Annotated in this window: 19 protein-coding genes; 16 read left to right on the top strand and 3 right to left on the bottom strand. The window is 37.3% G+C overall.

All coding sequences use genetic code 11. The features are described from left to right. Positions 1-10: 10 nt before the first annotated feature. From IGI97_RS10075 to ileS, 6 genes are all read left to right on the top strand, one after another. Complete coding sequence (locus tag IGI97_RS10075) at positions 11-688, top strand: YggS family pyridoxal phosphate-dependent enzyme (RefSeq protein WP_002358890.1); 678 nt, start codon at positions 11-13, stop codon at positions 686-688. A gap of 13 nt (positions 689-701) precedes the next feature. Then, positions 702-1,346 carry a cell division protein SepF gene (locus IGI97_RS10070; RefSeq protein ID WP_002355901.1) on the top strand — a complete coding sequence of 215 codons (645 nt, stop codon included), beginning with the start codon at positions 702-704 and terminating at the stop codon, positions 1,344-1,346. 28 nt (positions 1,347-1,374) lie between these two features. Further along, the gene (locus IGI97_RS10065) at positions 1,375-1,632 is read left to right on the top strand and encodes a YggT family protein (protein ID WP_002355902.1); all 258 of its coding nucleotides are present in this window, start codon (positions 1,375-1,377) and stop codon (positions 1,630-1,632) included. Between the two features lie 26 nt (positions 1,633-1,658). Further along, positions 1,659-2,441, top strand: coding sequence for an RNA-binding protein (locus IGI97_RS10060; protein WP_002355903.1), 783 nt, complete (start codon positions 1,659-1,661; stop codon positions 2,439-2,441). 151 nt (positions 2,442-2,592) lie between these two features. Further along, complete coding sequence (gene divIVA / locus IGI97_RS10055) at positions 2,593-3,294, top strand: cell division protein DivIVA (protein ID WP_002355904.1); 702 nt, start codon at positions 2,593-2,595, stop codon at positions 3,292-3,294. Between the two features lie 310 nt (positions 3,295-3,604). After that, positions 3,605-6,385, top strand: coding sequence for an isoleucine--tRNA ligase (ileS, locus tag IGI97_RS10050; protein ID WP_438738560.1), 2,781 nt, complete (start codon positions 3,605-3,607; stop codon positions 6,383-6,385). Positions 6,386-6,436: 51 nt separating this feature from the next. Here ileS and zwf read toward each other — a convergent pair whose 3' ends face one another. From zwf to IGI97_RS10035, 3 genes are all read right to left on the bottom strand, one after another. After that, a complete protein-coding gene (zwf, locus tag IGI97_RS10045; protein ID WP_002355906.1) occupies positions 6,437-7,960 on the bottom strand; it encodes a glucose-6-phosphate dehydrogenase in 1,524 nt (507 codons plus the stop codon). Continuing rightward, entirely contained in the window at positions 7,960-8,628 is a 669-nt protein-coding gene (locus IGI97_RS10040; protein ID WP_002355907.1) for a metal-dependent transcriptional regulator, read from the bottom strand. Before IGI97_RS10040 ends, zwf begins: the two co-directional genes overlap by 1 nt. A gap of 171 nt (positions 8,629-8,799) precedes the next feature. Then, positions 8,800-9,168, bottom strand: coding sequence for a DUF4828 domain-containing protein (locus IGI97_RS10035; protein WP_002355908.1), 369 nt, complete (start codon positions 9,166-9,168; stop codon positions 8,800-8,802). Between the two features lie 198 nt (positions 9,169-9,366). Here IGI97_RS10035 and sfsA point away from each other — a divergent pair, with 198 nt between their 5' ends. From sfsA to IGI97_RS09985, 10 genes are all read left to right on the top strand, one after another. Continuing rightward, positions 9,367-10,098, top strand: coding sequence for a DNA/RNA nuclease SfsA (sfsA, locus tag IGI97_RS10030; protein ID WP_438738558.1), 732 nt, complete (start codon positions 9,367-9,369; stop codon positions 10,096-10,098). Positions 10,099-10,203: 105 nt separating this feature from the next. After that, the gene (locus tag IGI97_RS10025) at positions 10,204-11,202 is read left to right on the top strand and encodes a Gfo/Idh/MocA family protein (RefSeq protein ID WP_002355910.1); all 999 of its coding nucleotides are present in this window, start codon (positions 10,204-10,206) and stop codon (positions 11,200-11,202) included. Between the two features lie 26 nt (positions 11,203-11,228). Beyond that, positions 11,229-12,530, top strand: a complete 1,302-nt coding sequence (locus IGI97_RS10020; RefSeq protein ID WP_002355911.1) for a DEAD/DEAH box helicase — start codon at positions 11,229-11,231, stop codon at positions 12,528-12,530. Positions 12,531-12,574: 44 nt separating this feature from the next. Next, positions 12,575-15,280 carry a sigma 54-interacting transcriptional regulator gene (locus IGI97_RS10015; RefSeq protein ID WP_002355912.1) on the top strand — a complete coding sequence of 902 codons (2,706 nt, stop codon included), beginning with the start codon at positions 12,575-12,577 and terminating at the stop codon, positions 15,278-15,280. A gap of 229 nt (positions 15,281-15,509) precedes the next feature. Further along, positions 15,510-15,827 (top strand): PTS sugar transporter subunit IIB, encoded by a 318-nt coding sequence (locus IGI97_RS10010; RefSeq protein ID WP_142428515.1) that lies wholly within the window; start codon positions 15,510-15,512, stop codon positions 15,825-15,827. Positions 15,828-15,968: 141 nt separating this feature from the next. Then, positions 15,969-17,432, top strand: a complete 1,464-nt coding sequence (locus IGI97_RS10005) for a PTS sugar transporter subunit IIC (protein ID WP_002364646.1) — start codon at positions 15,969-15,971, stop codon at positions 17,430-17,432. A gap of 43 nt (positions 17,433-17,475) precedes the next feature. After that, complete coding sequence (locus tag IGI97_RS10000; RefSeq protein ID WP_002355915.1) at positions 17,476-17,694, top strand: hypothetical protein; 219 nt, start codon at positions 17,476-17,478, stop codon at positions 17,692-17,694. 13 nt (positions 17,695-17,707) lie between these two features. Beyond that, the gene (locus IGI97_RS09995; RefSeq protein ID WP_002355916.1) at positions 17,708-17,908 is read left to right on the top strand and encodes a DUF3188 domain-containing protein; all 201 of its coding nucleotides are present in this window, start codon (positions 17,708-17,710) and stop codon (positions 17,906-17,908) included. Then, a complete protein-coding gene (locus IGI97_RS09990) occupies positions 17,908-18,318 on the top strand; it encodes a DUF3284 domain-containing protein (protein ID WP_002355917.1) in 411 nt (136 codons plus the stop codon). Before IGI97_RS09995 ends, IGI97_RS09990 begins: the two co-directional genes overlap by 1 nt. A gap of 275 nt (positions 18,319-18,593) precedes the next feature. Further along, positions 18,594-18,920: a PTS sugar transporter subunit IIB gene (locus tag IGI97_RS09985; protein ID WP_002355918.1), complete on the top strand. Its 327-nt coding sequence runs from the start codon at positions 18,594-18,596 to the stop codon at positions 18,918-18,920. Positions 18,921-18,926: the final 6 nt, after the last annotated feature.

The following is an 18,926-nucleotide window of genomic DNA, read 5'->3' as shown; positions in this document are numbered from 1 at the left end:
TCGATTAGAAATGATAGCTGAAAACTTAACAAATATTAATAATCAACTTCAGCTAGCATGCAAAAGCTCACAGCGCTCTGTTGCTGATGTGACAATGATTGGCGTCACTAAATCAGTAGGAATTGAGGAAGCAGCAGAGCTTGTTCAGCTTGGTGTCCAGAATTTAGCTGAAAACCGAGTAGATAAGTTACTAGAAAAGAAAGCTGGATTGGAAAAATTTAATGATATTCAGTGGCATTTAATTGGTAATTTACAACGTAGGAAGGTAAAATTAATTATTAATGAGATAGATTATTTTCATGCATTAGATAGTCTGAGTCTAGCCAAAGAAATTCAAAAAAGAGCAACGAAAGTTATTCGTTGTTTTGTTGAAGTGAATATAACTGGGGAAGAAAGCAAGCACGGCTTTCGTAAAGAAGACGTCTTACCTTTCATTCAAGAACTTGCTGATTTGGACAAAATTCAAATCGTCGGTCTAATGACTATGGCACCTTTTGGGGCAAGTGAAGAAGTATTACATGCAACATTTAGAGAATTAAAAGAGCTGCAAATGACCGTAAATGAGAAACATTTATCTTTTGCTCCTTGTACAGAACTTAGCATGGGAATGAGTAACGATTTCCCAATCGCAGTTGAAGAAGGTGCAACTTTTATACGAATCGGAACAGCGTTATTCAGAGATGCGTAAAGGAGAGGAATTTATGTCAATTTTTAACAAGGATGCGTTATCGAGCTTTTTTGGCTTATCTGGCGAAGAAGATGATTATTATGATAACTACGAAGAATATGAAGAGCGCAAAGCAGTTAATGAACCACCGCGTCGTGCAGCTCGGCCTAAACCACAACGCCCTGTTCAACAACAGGAAAGTTACAGTCAGCCAGCTTATACACAACAAAGTGAGCCTGTAGTTGAAAAACCTTCTGCACGCTATCGTTCTGCTGAAGCGCATCAAGAAAGAGACACACAACAAGCTGCTTACACAGAGAAAAAAGTGGTTTCTATGCGTAGTTCTAATCAATCAGCGACTACGAATACAAGACGAGCACAAGAAAGCACCGCCAATGCAAAAACACATAAAATTACTATTATTGAACCACGTGTGTATTCAGAAGCAATGAGCATTGCGAAACATTTATTTGCTGAAGAAGCTGTGCTAGTTAATTTTACATTAGTAGAAGAAGACCAAGCACGACGCATCGTTGATTTCTTAACTGGTACTGTGTATGCTTTAGACGGAGATATTCAGCGCGTTGGCAATGAAATCTTCTTATGCACACCAGCGAATATGGAAATTGATAGTGCGACAGCACAATCTTTAGCCAACAAACAATTCTTTGATTTCTAAGCCTTAGGGAGGTGTTATTATCGCAACACTGATTACTCTATTATACAAAGGCGTTCAAATCTATTCAGGATTACTAGTGATTTACGCGCTACTTTCATGGTTTCCAGGAGCATATGATTCTGCTTTCGGGCGTTTGCTCTCTAGAATTTGTGAACCATACTTAAGTTTGTTTGACCGTTTGAATTTAAGGATTGGAATGGTTGGATTTAACGTAATGGTAGGGATTATTGTCCTTAACCTAGCAGCGGGTGGCTTAGCAGTCATTTTACGAGCTATTGTTTATTAATAACTTTTAGAAAGGATGATTTATCTATGAACGCAAATGTGTATCAACATTTCCGCAAAGATGAACATCCTTTTATTGACACTGTCGGGGATTGGCTAGAGCAAGTGGAGATGCAATACGCGCCTTATTTGACAGACTTTCTTGATCCTAGACAGGCGTATATTTTGGAAACGTTGATTCGACAAAACAGTGATTTATCGTTTACTTTTTATGGTGGTTATGAGCAAGCAGAACGAAAACGCTGCTTGATTTATCCAGCGTATTACATACCAGAAGAGACAGATTTTGGTGTTGTATTATTTGAAATTATTTATCCATCTAAATTTGCGACATTATCTCATGGGAAAATTTTAGGCACCTTGATGAATGTTGGGGTTCGTAGGGAAGCCTTTGGAGATATTATTTCCGATGGTGATAAGTGGCAGGTTTTTATAGCACAAGAAGTAGCTGGCTTCGTTGTTAACCAAGTCGACAAAATTGGTAAAATTACTGTTCGCTTAGAAGAACGGGATTATACACAAATTTTGATACCGAAGGATGGTTGGCAGGAAGAGCGAACGACTATGAGCTCTTTGCGGCTGGATAGTGTGATTTCCGCCGTATTTAATATTTCAAGGCAGCGATCAAAACAATTGATCGAATCTGGTAAAGTAAAAGTCAATTGGACAGAAACGACACGACCAGATTTTGCTTTAGACTTATTAGATATTGTTTCGATACGGGGATTTGGGCGCCTTCAAATTCAAGAATTAGAAGGAAAAACCAAGAAAGAAAAATTTCGTGTCCTCTTAGGGGTATTGAGAAAATAATCTCGAACTTTTGTTTAAGAAAACCATTTTGGCTGTTCATTCAGACGAAGTTGTGTATAATAAAAAAAGTAAGATATTTGCTATTTCAGGATTAGTATGAGAATGTGTTCATAAGGGGTTTTACAAAAATAATCCAAAGAGGTGAAGGAATATGGCATTAACTCCATTAGATATTCAAAACAAAGACTTCTCAACAAAAATGAGAGGCTATAACCAAGACGATGTAGATGACTTTTTAGATCAAGTCACACGTGATTATGAAGATGCATTACAAAAAAATCGTGAACTTGAGAAATCATTAAAACACGCAGAAGAAAAATTACAATACTTCAATGAATTGAAAGATGCATTGAACCAATCAATTATTGTTGCACAAGATACCGCTGATAAAGTGAAATCAAGTGCCAATAAAGAATCAGAAATGATTATCACTTCGGCAGATAACCAAGCCAAAGAAACCTTGGTAGAAGCTGAACGTAAATCAAATGCAATGATTGCAGATGCTGAAGCGAAATCAACACAAATCTTAGCAGAAGCAATTGAACGTGCCCGTCAATTAGCTGGGGAAACAGAAGACTTGAAGAAGAAAACACGTGTCTTCCATCAACGCTTAAGCTTAATGCTTGAAACTCAATTAGAGCAAGTGAAGAGTGAAGAGTGGGAAGAGATTTTAAAGCCTTTTTCTAGTTATGTCGGAGACAAACATACAGCAGTTAAGGAAATTCTTGATGAACAAGACCTTGACAACGAAAATGAAACTGTTGTAAACTCTGAAGAGAACACAGATGCTGTAGTAGAAAAAAAGCCTGTAATTGAAGTCACTGAAGAAACAATTGAAGAAGAATCAAAATAGATAGAACAGAACGTTTAATGTTTATTCTTAGCAGCGAGTCAATGATAGTGAAAGTTTGACAGACACTGGCATTAAACAGATCCTCTATCCTAGATGCAGTTCTGAACACTTGAGTAGGAACTGCCGGATAATTACCGTTATCAATTTCAGAGAAAGTAGGGGTAACTCTACTTTGAATTTGGGTGGTAACACGAGTACTTCGTCCCTTGGGATGGAGTACTCTTTTTTTATCTACTTTTATCAGCTATCGTTCATCTTTAGTATGAACTAACACAATTAAATCGATAAAATGAAAGCGAGGCAAATGCATATGAAAATGAAAGAAACATTGCAATTAGGAAAAACAGCTTTTCCAATGCGTGGGAACTTGCCAAACCGTGAAGCAGAATGGCAAAAAGACTGGGAAGAAAAAGGCTTATATGAACAACGTCAAAAATTAAACGAAGGAAAACCAACCTTTGTTTTACATGATGGCCCTCCGTATGCAAACGGAAATATTCATTTAGGACATTCTTTGAATAAAATCAGTAAAGATATTATTATTCGTTCAAAATCAATGTCTGGTTTCCGTTCTCCTTATGTGCCTGGTTGGGATACTCATGGTTTACCAATTGAGCAAGTGTTAACCAATAAAGGGGTTAAACGTAAAGAAATGACTGTCGCTGAGTATCGCGAAAAATGTAAAGAGTATGCCTTATCACAAGTCGATAAACAACGTAACGATTTTAAACGTTTAGGTGTGTCAGGCGATTGGGAACATCCATACATTACGTTAGATCCAGAGTATGAAGCAGCAGAAATTTGTGTTTTTGGTAAGATGGCAGAAAAAGGCTATATTTATAAAGGCTTAAAACCAATTTATTGGTCTCCTTCAAGTGAATCTTCTTTAGCAGAAGCAGAAATTGAATACAAAGATGTAAAATCACCTTCTATTTACGTAGCTTTTAATGTGGCCGATGGTAAAGGTCTTTTAGATAACGAGACAGCCTTCGTCATCTGGACGACAACCCCTTGGACATTACCAGCCAACTTAGGTATTTCAGTTAATCCTGATTTTACGTATGTTGAAGTGAAGGCAGACGGTCGTAAATTTGTAATTGCTAAAGATTTATTAGCAACAGTTAAAGAAGCGGTTGGTTGGGAAGAAGTAGAAGTCTTGCGAGAATTTTCTGGTGAAAAATTAGATCGTATGACAGCTCAACATCCATTCTATGATCGAACATCACTTGTTATGCTAGGCGACCACGTGACGCTAGATGCCGGGACTGGCTTAGTTCATACCGCACCAGGACATGGTGAAGATGACTATATCGTTAGCCGTAAATATGATTTACCTGTTATTTCTCCTGTTGACAGCCGTGGGGTCTTTACAGATGAAGCACCTGGTTTTGAAGGAATTTTCTATGACAAAGCGAATCCAATGATTACTGAGTTATTAGAAGAAAAAGGCGCGTTATTAAAATTAGATTTCTTTACGCATAGTTATCCACATGATTGGCGTACCAAAAAACCAGTTATCTACCGTGCAACGCCACAATGGTTTGCTTCAATCTCTAAATTCCGTCAAGATATTTTAGATGAAGTTGAGAAAGTTGACTGGCTAATTCCTTGGGGAAAAACACGTTTGTATAATATGATTCGTGACCGTGGTGATTGGGTAATTTCTCGCCAAAGAGCGTGGGGTGTACCATTACCGATCTTCTATGCTGAAAACGGGGAAGCCATCATTACGCCAGAAACAATTGAACATGTAGCGAATTTATTTGCAGAACATGGATCAAATATCTGGTTTATGCGTGAAGCAAAAGAGTTACTACCAGCAGGCTTTACACATCCAGGTTCACCAAATGGCGAGTTTACCAAAGAAACAGATATCATGGACGTTTGGTTTGACTCAGGTTCTTCACATGAAGGAGTTTTACGAGAAAGAGAAGAGTTAACTTTCCCAGCAGATATGTATTTAGAAGGTTCTGACCAATATCGTGGTTGGTTTAACTCAAGTATTACAACAAGTGTTGCTATCAATGGGGTAGCGCCTTATAAATCAATCATTTCTCAAGGGATGGTTCTCGATGGCGAAGGCCGTAAGATGAGTAAATCGTTAGGCAATACTATCTTACCTGAAAAAGTTATCAACCAAATGGGGGCAGATATCTTACGCTTGTGGGTAAGTAGTGTTGACGCGGAAGCCGATGTGCGTGTCTCAATGGATATCTTAAACCAAGTATCTGAAGTGTACCGGAAAATCCGTAATACTATGCGTTTCTTGTTAGCGAATACGAGTGATTTTAATCCAGCTGAGCATACTGTAGCTTATGCTGATTTACGTTCTGTAGATAAATACATGACGGTTCGTTTAAATCAAGTCATTCAAGAAATCCGTGAAAATGGTTATGAAAAATATAATTTCATGCATATTTATCGGACGGTTATGAACTTCTTAACGGTAGATTTATCTTCTTTCTATTTAGACTTTGCGAAAGATGTCGTTTATATTGAAGCTGAAAACGATTATCAACGTCGTTGTATGCAGACTGTTTTCTATCAAACATTGGTTTCATTAACAAAATTATTGACACCAATTATTCCACATACAGCGGAAGAAATTTGGAGTTTCTTACAAGAAGAAGAAGAGTATGTGCAATTAGCTGAATTCCCAGGTTACGAAACGTTTACTAATGAAGAAGAATTGATGGATACATGGGCAGCCTTTATGGATTTCCGTGACAATGTCTTAAAAGCGTTGGAAGAAGCTCGTCATTCTAAATTAATCGGTAAATCGTTAGAAGCTAAAGTGACCGTTTATCCAAATGAACAAATTCGTCAATTAATGACAGCTGTTGATGCAGATATTGCTCAATTACTAATTGTTTCCGACTTTGAAGTATCAAAAGAAGTAGCACCTAGTGAAGCTGTTCAATTTGAAGACATGGCTATTTTAGTTGAAAAAGCAGAAGGCGAAACGTGTGACCGTTGTCGTTCCGTTCGTCAAGATGTCGGCTCAGATGAAAAATTACCAACACTTTGTGGCCGTTGTGCACACATTGTTGAAGAAAATTATCCAGAAGCGGTTGCTGAAGGATTCGAATAAACAAGAAAAAAGATCCGCTAGTCGTTAACTAGCGGATCTTTTTTGGATTATTTATTGATCAAGTTGACCGCGGTCACGGTACCAGTTATCTGGTTGCCATTCCCAAGTAAAGCCATCTTTTTCTAATAAGTCGAAGGCAGCTTGCGGGCCCATTGTGCCAGCGGCATAATTAGGGAAAGAAACGTCTGTTTTATCCCAAGCATGTCGAATAATGTCAACAATGCGCCAAGATTGGGCAACTTCGTCCCAATGAGAGAAGTTTGTACTATCGCCATTTAGGCAGTCTAATAGAAGTTTTTCATATGCTTCTGGACTATTTTCAGTCATTTCAGCACTTTGACGGAAATCAAGTTTCACTGGAGTTGTATTAAACCCTTGACCGATTTCTTTTCCATTTAAGGTTAATGAAAATCCTTCAGTTGGTTGGATATAGATAGTTAAAACATTCGGTGGTAAATCGGTTTTATCGCATTCTTCACACGTATCATCTTTAAAGACATTAATAGGTACTTGTTTAAAGACGATGTTAATGCGTGTACCTTTTTCAGTTAATCGTTTACCTGTGCGAACATAGAAAGGGACGCCAGACCAACGGAAATTATCAATTAAAAATTTACCAGCAACAAAAGTTTCAGTGGATGAAGTTTCTGCCACATTCGGTTCATCACGATAGGCTGCAAATGTTTGATCAGCTAGCTGACCTTCGCCGTATTGTCCACGCACGAAATTTTGAAGGGCTTCTTCTTCAGAATAAAGGCGGATGGCACGTAAAGCTTTTACTTTTTCAGTCCGAATTTCTTTTTCAGAAAAGGCAACAGGAGGCTCCATAGAAAGCAAAGCAACGACTTGTAAAATATGATTTTGAACCATATCTTTTAGTGCGCCACTGTGGTCATAATAGCCGCCACGATCCTCGACACCTAAGCTTTCAGCGAAGGTGATTTGGACATTATCAATGTAACGATTGTTCCATTGTGATTCAAAAATATTATTGGCAAAACGAATGGCTGAAATATTTTGGATCATTTCTTTGCCTAAGTAATGGTCAATTCGGAAAATATCTTGTTCAGGAAATGCAGCACGAATTTCTTCATTTAATTCGTAGGCAGATTCATAATCAGAACCAAATGGCTTTTCGATAATTAGACGATCAAAGCCTTCTTCCGAAATAATATGTTGTGATTTCAAGTGATTAACAATGGTTCCAAAGAATTGAGGGGCCATAGCTAAATAGTAAACATGATTGCCTTCTAAGTGGTATTGTTCATTTAGGCGATCAGATAATTCTTTTAAGGTATTATAATGTTCCGTATCATTCACATTATGTGATTGGTAATAGAAATGACTAGAAAATTCAGTTGCCTCTTCGGCCGTGGGATTTAAGTCTTGAATGGTTTCACGGACGATTTCACGATAGTATTCGTCTGTCCATTCCCGACGTGCGGTACCAATCACCGCAAAACGCTCAGCTAATAATCCTTTTTTATATAAGCGGAACAGGGAAGGATACAATTTACGTTTGGCAAGATCACCTGTCCCCCCGAAAATAGTAAATAATGCTACTTTTTCATTCATTAGTTTTCCTCACTTTCTCTAATCAACGGCTCAACAAAAATTGTGTTTGCTGCTTTAAAGCTGACGGATAATTCTTTGTTTTCATTATAAATGGTGATCGGTCCTTCATATGCAGCAATTTCTTTAATCGTATATTCTTCTTGAATATTTAAATCAATGGAAACTAAATAATCCAGTAATTCTTTTTCGTCTAAGACACGTGCAATCCGAACTTTTGTGCCAACAGGGTAGTCTGTTAACGTTTGGCGTTTCTCCTCATGAATGGGTTGATTATCTTCGGGAATAACACCACCGTGTGGACAAAATTCTGGATGATTTAAATAATCCGCTAAACGGTTCACAAGCGTCTGTGAAGTAACATGTTCTAAAACTTCTGCCTCTTCGTGCACATCATTCCAAGTGTAATTTAAGTGCTCTACTAAAAAGACTTCCCAGATTCGGTGTTTGCGAATTAACGTACTCGCTTTTTTTAAGCCTTTTTCAGTTAATTGTACCCCTTGATAAGGAGAATGCTCAACCAAATCTTCTTTTACTAACTTTGAAATCATCTCACTAACCGAAGCTGCCGAAACATCGAGTCCAGAAACAATTTGTTTATTATTCACTTTAACTTCGTCGCCACCTAGTTCAAAAATTAATTTTAAATAGTCTTCGCGATTTGGTGTCATAGGGGCTCATCCTTTCAAAAAAACATCATCCTAAGTTTATCAGAAAAAGGCGCATTTGACTATTTAATAATATTCAAGTTGTAAGAAAACTTTCTGAATGCTTTTGCAAGGGATGTAAAAAAATAAATCACCCACTGCACATACTTCATTTTATGTGTCGTGGGTGATTTATTAATTGTAAATGGCCCGTTCTAGTGTGTAGGTTTCGTCGTCGGCTTCATCGTAAAGCGTCGCAGGGACACCATTTTCACATTGAATGATTAAATGGTAACCTAACTTGTCTAAGATAACTAAGCGTTTAGGGGTTAATTCAACAAGCAAGGCATGCGTTTGTTTGCCATCAATGAAAACATTGAAAGATGAGGTGATTTCTAAGGTGTGTTGCGTGGCTTTTTTCACGTCTACAAACCACCAATGCCCAGTATAGTTGTGTTGAAGCTCCTGTGGGGAAGGGAGCTGTTTATTTTTTTTCCAGAGGATAGAGCCTGCTAATCCAGTAAGTAAAGATGCACCAACCAAGAAAGTCCAATGTTTTTTCAAAGAAATTCCTCCTAACCTTCATTTTCATTTATTCGTCTTCGTTACCTTTATTATATAGAAATTGTCTAAAATATTCGACTAAATCGCTGAGAATTGACAAATATTTAATGATTGACACAAGATAGTAAAATTGTTGGTTTTGGTCTATACTTTTCCTTGTTTTTTTATGGTATAGTGTGTAAGAAAGGAAGTCTGTGTATGAAGTACCCGAATGTCCAACTTGCTTATTTTATCGAACGACCCAATCGGTTTATTGCACACTGTCGTTTAATGGAAACGAATGAAGAAGTAATCACACATGTCAAAAATACTGGCAGAGGGAAAGAAGTTTTTTTACCAGGTGCTATTGTGGCGCTTAGTTATCAACCATCGCCTAAAAGAAAAACAGATTACGATTTGATTGCAGTAAAAAAAGGTTCTTTTTGGATTAATATTGATAGCCAAGTACCGAATACATTAGTCAATGAAGCGTTAAAAAATGGTCAAATTGTGCTTCCTAGTTTAGTTGGTACGATCCAAACTGTTAAACGTGAGCAACGATTTGCACATTCAAAATTTGATTTTCTAGTGGAAACGGATGCAGACGAACAAGCTTTTGTCGAAGTGAAAGGCATGACTTTAGAAAATAAAGGCATCGGTGCTTTTCCTGACGCGCCAACACTTCGTGGCTTGAAGCATGTCACTGAACTAATGGCTGCAACTAAAGCGGGTTACCGCTGTTACATTTTGTTTGTGGTCCAATTTGAAGAAATTAAGCAAGCAACGATTCACCAAGAGATGCAACCCGCCTTTGCTGAAAATGTGGGTGCTGCAATTGATCAAGGTGTGCAAGTCCTTGCTTACAATTGCCACGTAACACCAGCAACGATTGAACTTAAGTCACAGGTAACCTTTGATTTATTACAGGCATTTGATGATCCTAATAAATAACTTGAAGAACTCCTAGCGCTTTAAGGCAGGGTAATTACGTGACTTTTGTACGAGAGATTACTATTATAAAGAGAGTAAATAAACAAAAAATGGAGGTTTTTGATTATGATACATTTAGGCGTAATTGGTACCAATTGGATTAGTCATCAATTTGTTGCAGCAGCTTTAGAAACGGGTGCGTATGATTTAACGGCTGTTTATTCTCGGAAACTAGCAACGGCACAAGAATTTGGTTCTCGCTATGGGGATGTGGAATATGCAATTGATTTAGAGACGTTTTTTGGTATTGCACATATGGATACGGTTTATATTGCCTCACCAAATTCATTACATTTTGAACAAGCGAAACAAGCAATTTTAGCGAAAAAAAATGTAATTGTTGAAAAACCAGCTTTTTCAACGCCTGATGAGATGGCAGAAATTATTGAATTAGCGAATAAAAATCGTGTGTATTTCTTTGAAGCGGCCCGTAATATTCATGAGCAAAGTTTCCAAAAAATTGCTGAATTATTGCCATTAAAAAACCAAATTTTAGGTGCGAATTTTACGTATATGAAATATTCTTCTCGCTATGATCAAGTATTAGAAGGCAAAGAGCCAAATATTTTTTCTCCTCATTTTTCTGGGGGAGCCTTAGCAGATTTAGGCGTTTATTTAGTTTATGCAGCCTTGGGCTGGTTTGGCGTACCAAACGAAAGCCATTATTTTGCTAGTAAAATTGCGACAGGTGTCGATGGCTTAGGAACAATTATTTTACGATATGATCAGTTTGACGTGACGTTAAACACTGGGAAAATTAGTGATTCTTTTGCGCCATCCGAAATTTACTTTGAAAATGGGACCTTGATTTTAGATAGTGTCAATGCTATTTCTTCGGCTGAGTACCATGATCGCGCACATGAAGAACGTGATGTCTTAGATATTCAAGTAGCCGATAATCCAATGATTGAAGAAGCCCGTGATTTTGCAGCAGTTTTAAATAACCCAACAGATAAGTATTGGGGCACCAAGTATGAAGAATGGGTTGAGCTTGCTCGAAATGTCAATAAAGTAGTCACTGATTTACGTCATAGTGCCGGCATTATTTTTGATGCTGATAAATAAGAATTAAGCGATAGGAAAGGAACAATATGAGATTTTTAGAACAACTTCCAGAGGCTTGGCAAGAACAGTGGCAAGCTTCTGGCTTTAACGAACCATCAACAATTCAAGAAAAAAGTTTTACGCCCCTTCGCGAAGGAGAAAATGTTTTAGGAATTTCGCCGACAGGAACTGGAAAAACACTTGCTTACATGCTGCCTTTACTCTTAACTGTTGAAAAAGGACAGGGAAATCAATTGTTGATTATTGCTCCGTCTCAAGAATTAGCTATGCAAATTGCTGAAGTTGCTCGGACTTGGGCTAAGCCACTTCAATTAACGGTTCAAACGTTAATCGGTGGGGCAAATGTTTCACGCCAGATTGACAAGTTAAAAAAACGTCCCGAAGTGTTAATCGGAACACCAGGTCGAATTTTAGAGTTAATGAAGAATAAAAAAGTCAAAGCTCAGTTGTTAAAAACAATCGTAATGGATGAAGTTGATCAACTTTTCCAAGAGGAAGAGCTAAGTTTAACCAAGCAAATTTTGACACACACACCAACCGAATACCAACTTGTTTTTTATTCAGCGACTGCTGATCGTGTCGTGAATCAAGCGCAATCTTTAAGCCAAAAATTACAGGTGATTGATGTGACGGAAGAAGATACTTCAGCAGGTCAAGTCGCCCACTACTTTATTCGGTTAGCACCAAGAAAAAAAGCTGATTACTTACGTCGTTTGGCCCATACAGAAGCATTCAGAAGCATGGTCTTTTTCAATCAAGTTGCTGATTTAGGTGCAGCAGAAGAAAAATTAGTTTATGAGAATGTGCCAGCTATTGGTCTGGCTTCAGATCAAAGTAAACAGTTGCGTAAATTGGCGATCGATCAATTTAAAGCAGAACGAGTGAAGTTGTTATTAACCACGGATATTGCGGCACGGGGCTTAGATTTCACAGGGGTCCCTTACGTCGTAAACGTAGATGTTCCTTTAACCGAAGAGAGCTATATTCATCGTTCTGGTCGCGTTGGCCGGATGGGTGCACAAGGGGCAGTGATTACGTTTATCAACGATGGCACCAAAAGGGATTATCAACGTTTGATGAAACAATTGGCCATTCCTTATCAGGAAATCTTTTTATATGATGGTGCACTTCATGAACAGCCAAAAGCCAAAGATGAACTAGAAAAAAAGAACGTAGTCAAAGATACGTATTCAGAAAAAAAGAGTACGAAAGAAAGAAAACCAGAAACAGTAAATTCTGTTGTCAAAGAACCACAAGAAACACGCAAAAAGAAGAAAAACAAAAAGAAAAACACGAAAAACAAAGGAGCTCGTAAAGCGAAGAAATAACGCTTTACGAGCTTCAAGCAGAACGTTGTATCGAGGAGGATTCCATGAAATCTCGGAAGGAAGAAATCTTAGCGTTACTTCAAAAAAATGAAACTGGCTTAACGGCAGGAGCGGTAGCAGAACAGTTAATGATTGATCGCAGTAATGCCAGCCGTTATTTAAATGAATTATTCAAAGAAAAGAAAATTACTAGAAGTACTGGACGTCCTGTTATCTATTCAGTGCCAACAATCAATGAAGGAGAACAAGTCCATGTAGATGAGTCTACCTCTGTTAGTTTTGACACATTAGTAGGTGCCAATGATTCTTTAAAAGTGAGTATTCAGCAGGCCAAGGCGGCTATTTTATATCCACCAAGAGGTTTGCATACGATTATTTTTGGGAAAACAGGAACAGGGAAATCTCTTTTTGCTGAATGTATGTACCGTTTTGCCATTGATTCAAAAACCTTAGATGAAGATGCCCCTTTTGTCTCTTTTAATTGTGCTGATTATGCACAAAACCCACAATTATTATTTGGTCATATCTTTGGCGTAAAAAAAGGTGCCTATACTGGTGCGAATGAAGATAGTCCAGGTTTAATGGCAAAAGCAGATGGTGGGATTCTCTTTTTAGATGAAATTCATCGCTTACCGCCAGAAGGTCAAGAAATGCTCTTTACGTTTATTGATAAAGGCGTGTACCGTCCATTAGGAGAAAGTGGCCAAACCTATGAAGCCTCTGTTCAAATTATTGGTGCGACAACGGAATCCTCAGAAAACTTTTTAACCACTTTTAATCGGCGGATTCCGATGTCGATTACATTGCCATCTTTAGATGCACGGACGCTAGATGAGCGTTATGCCATCATTTCGTTATTTATTCAGCAAGAGGCAACACGTTTGGGCCAACAAATTGATATCGAACGCGAAGCAGTTTTGGCGTTCATGTTATACGATGCAGAAGGAAATATTGGTCAGGTGAAGCGGGACTTAAAATTAGTTTGTGCTAAGTCATTTCTTTATTATCGGACGCACAATTTAGAACACTTGGTTATCCGTAAACGGGATTTGTCGTTACCTGTCCAAAAAGGATTATTAAAAATTAAAGAAGTACCTGAACGCTTGGATCAATTTGTCGATAGTAAAAGTAATTATTTATCTTTCCAGCCAGGTACCAACAAAATTGTTTGGTCGCAAGATCCAGCTAGAGACATGCAAGTTTATAATGAAATCGAAGAAAAAGTCGCTGACTTGTCTGAAGCTGACTTAGAAAATGTTGATTTAGAAGAATTGATTTCTAAAGATATGAATGCGTATTTTAAAAATTATGTCGAAGAATTAACCCAACATTCTTTACATAAGGAGTTATTACCAGAAGCTATTTGGGACTTAACGAATCGTCTTTATGATATCGCAGAAGAGCGTTTGGAACACACGTACAACGAAACTGCGCGCTTTGCCTTTGCGCTTCATTTACAAAGTACGATTGAACGTGTCAAAGAAGGTCATGTGATTGTCCATCCTGATTTAAATAATGTCCGTAAAAACATGAAAAAAGAATTTCAAGTAGCCTTAGATTTATCTTCTATTATTGAAGAAGAGAACAACATAGAGATTCCTTTCGATGAAATTGGCTTTATTAGTATGTTTTTATCTATTAATGTCGGTAAAGAAGAAAGAACTCCAGAAAATAATGTTGGTGTGTTCGTCTTAATGCATGGGGATTCTACTGCCTCAAGTATGTTGAAAACCGCCCAAGAACTTTTAGGAACGTCAATCGGAACAGCGATGAATATGCCGTTAACGATGGAAGTTCAAACAATGTATGAACAATTACGAAACCAAGTAATTACGCAAAAAGAATCGTTAAATAATGGGATTTTATTACTGACCGATATGGGTTCATTAAATTCGTTTGGAAATATGTTGTTTGAAGAAACAGGTATCCGAACGAAGGCGATTACAATGACGAGCACAATGATTGTCTTAGAAGCTATTCGAATGGCAAGCGTGGGACGAAGTTTAGAGGACATTTACCAAAATATTCAACTTTCTTTTGAAAGCGTTGTGAGAGAACAATTTCGCTCTAGTCTGCAAAAACGTCAAAACGTAAAAAAAGCAGTAATCGTGACGTGCTTTACAGGAGAAGGGGTCGCCGCAAAACTATACCAACGAATCTTACCCGTTATTGATGAAACAAAAGTAGAACTGATTCAAATGCAATTTATTGAACGAGAAACATTTAAAAAACATATCGACAACTTGATGGAAGAATATGAAATTAAGGCCATTGCGGGAACTGTGGATGTTGAATATCAAAATATTCCTTTCTTTTCTGTCTATGATATTTTTGATGATGAAAAATTAAATGTACTGAAACGGATTGCTAGTGATGAAGTGGCGATTGATACAATTGTTCATTCACTAAGTGGCGTCATTACTTCTGTGGACTCCTTACAAAAATTAATTCTCATGTTACAAAAAACAGTTCATCAAATACAAACAGACATGCATATTATTGTTGAACCAGGGGTGGATGCCGGAATCATGATTCATTTGGCTTTTCTGGTAGATGCTTTAATTAAAGGAGAAGAAGCAAGAACTTTTCCAAACTTAGCGGAATATGTTAAAACACATCGTTTAGAAATCGATGTCGTACGCACGAATTTTATGTTAATTGAACGGGCGTATCGTGTGACGATTCCAGAAGCGGAAGTTGCGCATGTTACCCAAATGTTTTTAGAAAATGAAATTAAAAGTAAACAATAATAAATAAAAAAACATCAAGAAATGAGAAAACGCTCTCTTTTTTCTTGATGTTTTCTTTTTGTAAGTTACACACAATTTCATGTGTGTAAGCGTTTTCTTTTAGTGTGTGCACGCTTTTTTTGATGACAAAAGCTGTTATATCAGTATTTTAATGAGGAAAAAAACTTGGCACAATTATTGCTATAAATAAAGTGTATAACGTCATAACTTTTAAGGAGATGAAGAAAAAATGGCAAAAAAAACAATTATGTTAGTTTGTTCCGCAGGAATGAGCACGAGTTTATTAGTAACAAAAATGCAAAAAGTAGCAGAAGATCGTGGTATGGAAGCAGACATCTTTGCAGTATCGGCTTCTGAAGCAGATACAAATTTGGAAAATAAAGAGGTGAATGTTTTACTTTTAGGTCCACAAGTTCGTTTCATGAAAGGGCAATTTGAACAAAAATTACAACCAAAAGGGATTCCTTTAGATGTAATTAACATGGCAGATTATGGCATGATGAATGGCGAAAAAGTTTTAGATCAAGCAATCTCATTAATGGGATAAGGAATTAAAATGTTTAAGAAAAGTGAATAGCAAACAAGGATAGTGCATGTTACCAAAGGTTTTATTTTGTACGCTCGATTCATTCGTTTAATGAGGCTACTGCCTTTTTAATAAATATAAATGGATACAGGAGGAATAAAAATGAACGGATTAATGGCATGGATGGAAAAATATATCTTACCAACTGCCGCAAAAATTGGTGCACAGAAACATCTGGTGGCACTAAGGGATGCTTTTATTGGTACATTACCTGCGACAATGGCTGGATCAGTCGCCGTAATGATTAACGCAATTATTCGAGATCTTCCCCAAGAGTTTGTCTCAACTTATGCGGCAAGTTTGGAAGCAGACAAAGGTATTTTTGCAGTATTGAATGTCATCATTGGGATTAATGGTTTTGTTTGGAATGGTACATTGGCTATCGCTGGTTTGATTTTCGCTTTTTCTTGGGGCTATAACTTAGCGAAAGCATACAATGTGAATGAGCTAGCTGGTGGGATTGTCAGTTTAGCTACCTTAATTTCAGGTGTTGCTTTTGCACCAAATAACACAGCTGAATTAGCTGTGAAAGTGCCAGAAAAGATTGCCAACGCAATTAATGGGGCAGAAATTGGTGCGTCAATTGCTAATAATCAATTGACTGTCAATCCATGGGGTTGGTTAAATCTCAACCATCTAAATGGTAACGCTTTCTTTACAGTGATGATTATGGGCGCTTTATCAACCATTATTTTTTGTAAATTAATGCAAGCGGATTTAACAATAAAAATGCCTGATTCTGTTCCGCCAGCAGTTTCAAAAGCGTTTGCGGCAATTTTACCAGCAACAATCGCGTTGTATGTCGTAGCAATTATTAACTTTACGGTGTCAAAACTTTCAGGCGGTCAATTATTAATTGACTTAATTCAAAAATATATCGCGGAACCGTTTCTTGGGTTATCACAAGGACTAGGAGCTGTGTTAATTGTAACGGTTTTTGTTCAAATTTTCTGGTTCTTTGGTATTCACGGTCCAAACGTTTTGGCACCAGTTCTTGAAGGAATTTGGGGACAAGCACAATTAATCAATATTGATATTTTCCAAAAAGGTTATGAAGGAAAAACAGGAACAGCTGCGGTTTTAGCCGCTATTGACGACGGTAAAGCCTACATGTGGGTCCGTGGTTCGTTTGATGCTTTTGCTTGGTTTGGTGGTTCAGGCGGTACAATTGTCCTAATTATTGCAATCTTGTTATTCTCCAAACGAGCAGATTATTTAACAGTCGGTAAATTATCATTAGGACCTGGGATCTTTAATATCAATGAACCGATTATGTTTGGTTTACCAGTTGTTCTTAATCCAATTATGTTTATTCCATTTGTAATTGCGCCATTAGTTGCTACTACAATTGGCTGGGTTGCAACGTATCTTGGGCTAGTCGCCCCAGTTTCTCAACAAGTCGCATGGGTGACACCGCCGTTGCTATTATCTTTCTTAGCGACAGGTGCCGACTGGCGCGCACCAATCGTAGCGTTGGTATGTATGGTAGTCACTTTCTTGATTTGGACACCGTTTGTTATCGCTGCTAACAAAATGGATCCTGCATTAGGCGAAAGTGAGCAATAGGCAATAAAAACAGCAATTACTTGTATAGAAAGGAGCGAGCGGCATGATTTCGATTGCAAGTGCAATGAAGCAAGAGGAAATTATTACTTTATTAGAGGCATATCAAGGGGAAAATGAAACATTTACTTTTAAAGAAAAGAATGGTATTAAGTTATTTTTTGAAGTTGAAGGAGACCCTGAAACTGCTGCACAAGTTGCAAAACAGCTGATTAAGGAACAACCTTGGGGTGGCGTTTTATACTTCCAAGCAACGGTAGTCTAAAAAGATAGGATGGATGAAAATGATTAGAAATGGATTATTTTTATGTAGTATTGGCTTCTTGATTGTTTTGTATTCGTTGAATCCCAGCTCCTTAAACTATGATTTATTAAGTCTGACAACGGGGATTTTTTTCATTGGACTTGGTGGTTACCTGTTTTTTAAAGGAAAAAAAGTTGCTGAAGAAGAGGCGACAAAGGATGAGGTGAAACGGTAATGGAAATTACGAAAACATTAACTATTTCAGCAGATGAATTTTACACGCAATTAATGAATTCTGTTATTTTTGATATCCGTAAGCAAACAGGCAAAACTCTTACAAGAAAGCAGTTACGTAAGTTTGAATATATCAAAGAATATAGTAAAAATAGTCGCGCGAAAATAGTTATTGAAGAAGCTGTAGAAAATAAGACCTATCAATTTCGAACATCCACAACTAAAAATGATTTCTCGGTGCGGTATGAGCTCCAGCCAATTGATGAAAAAAGCTGTGAACTGCGTTATACAGAAACAATGGTTTCTTATGGGGCGTTACAAAAACTGAATGACGCAGTATTAGGTATCTTTTTAAGTTATTTTAAAAAGAAACAGTTTTATAAAATGCTTAAAATGATGGAAACTGCTTAAAGGGAAAAAGCGGCTTTTGTCCAGTTGATTCTCTTCAGCTTTAGAAAGTGAGCGATGAGTCGTTTCGGCTTATCGCTCACTTTCTTTTGTTGCCCTATTATTTTGGAAACGCACACAAAAAAGCTGTGTGTAATCGTTTTATTTTTAGTGTGTACACGCTTTCCATATCTAAAAACGTTGTCATATCAATGTTTTCAATGTGTTAAAACTTGGCACGCTTCTTGCTTATATAAAGGTGTAAAGCAAAACAAAGAGAATTTAGGAGATGAAGGAAAATGGCAAAAAAAACAATTATGTTAGTTTGTTCCGCAGGAATGAGCACAAGTTTATTAGTAACAAAAATGCAAAAAGCAGCAGAAGATCGTGGCATGGAAGCAGACATCTTTGCAGTATCGGCTTCTGAAGCAGATACAAACTTGGAAAATAAAGAGGTAAATGTTTTATTATTAGGCCCACAAGTTCGTTTCATGAAAGGGCAATTTGAACAAAAATTACAACCAAAAGGGATTCCTTTAGATGTAATTAACATGGCGGACTATGGCATGATGAATGGCGAAAAAGTTTTAGATCAAGCAATTTCATTAATGGGATCATCAAACTAGAGCAGA

It is taken from the genome of Enterococcus sp. DIV2419 (genome assembly GCF_051711865.1).
GTDB lineage: Bacteria > Bacillota > Bacilli > Lactobacillales > Enterococcaceae > Enterococcus > Enterococcus faecalis.
The sequence above is the reverse complement of the archived record's forward strand: the minus strand, read 5'-3'. Positions and strand labels throughout refer to the sequence as shown.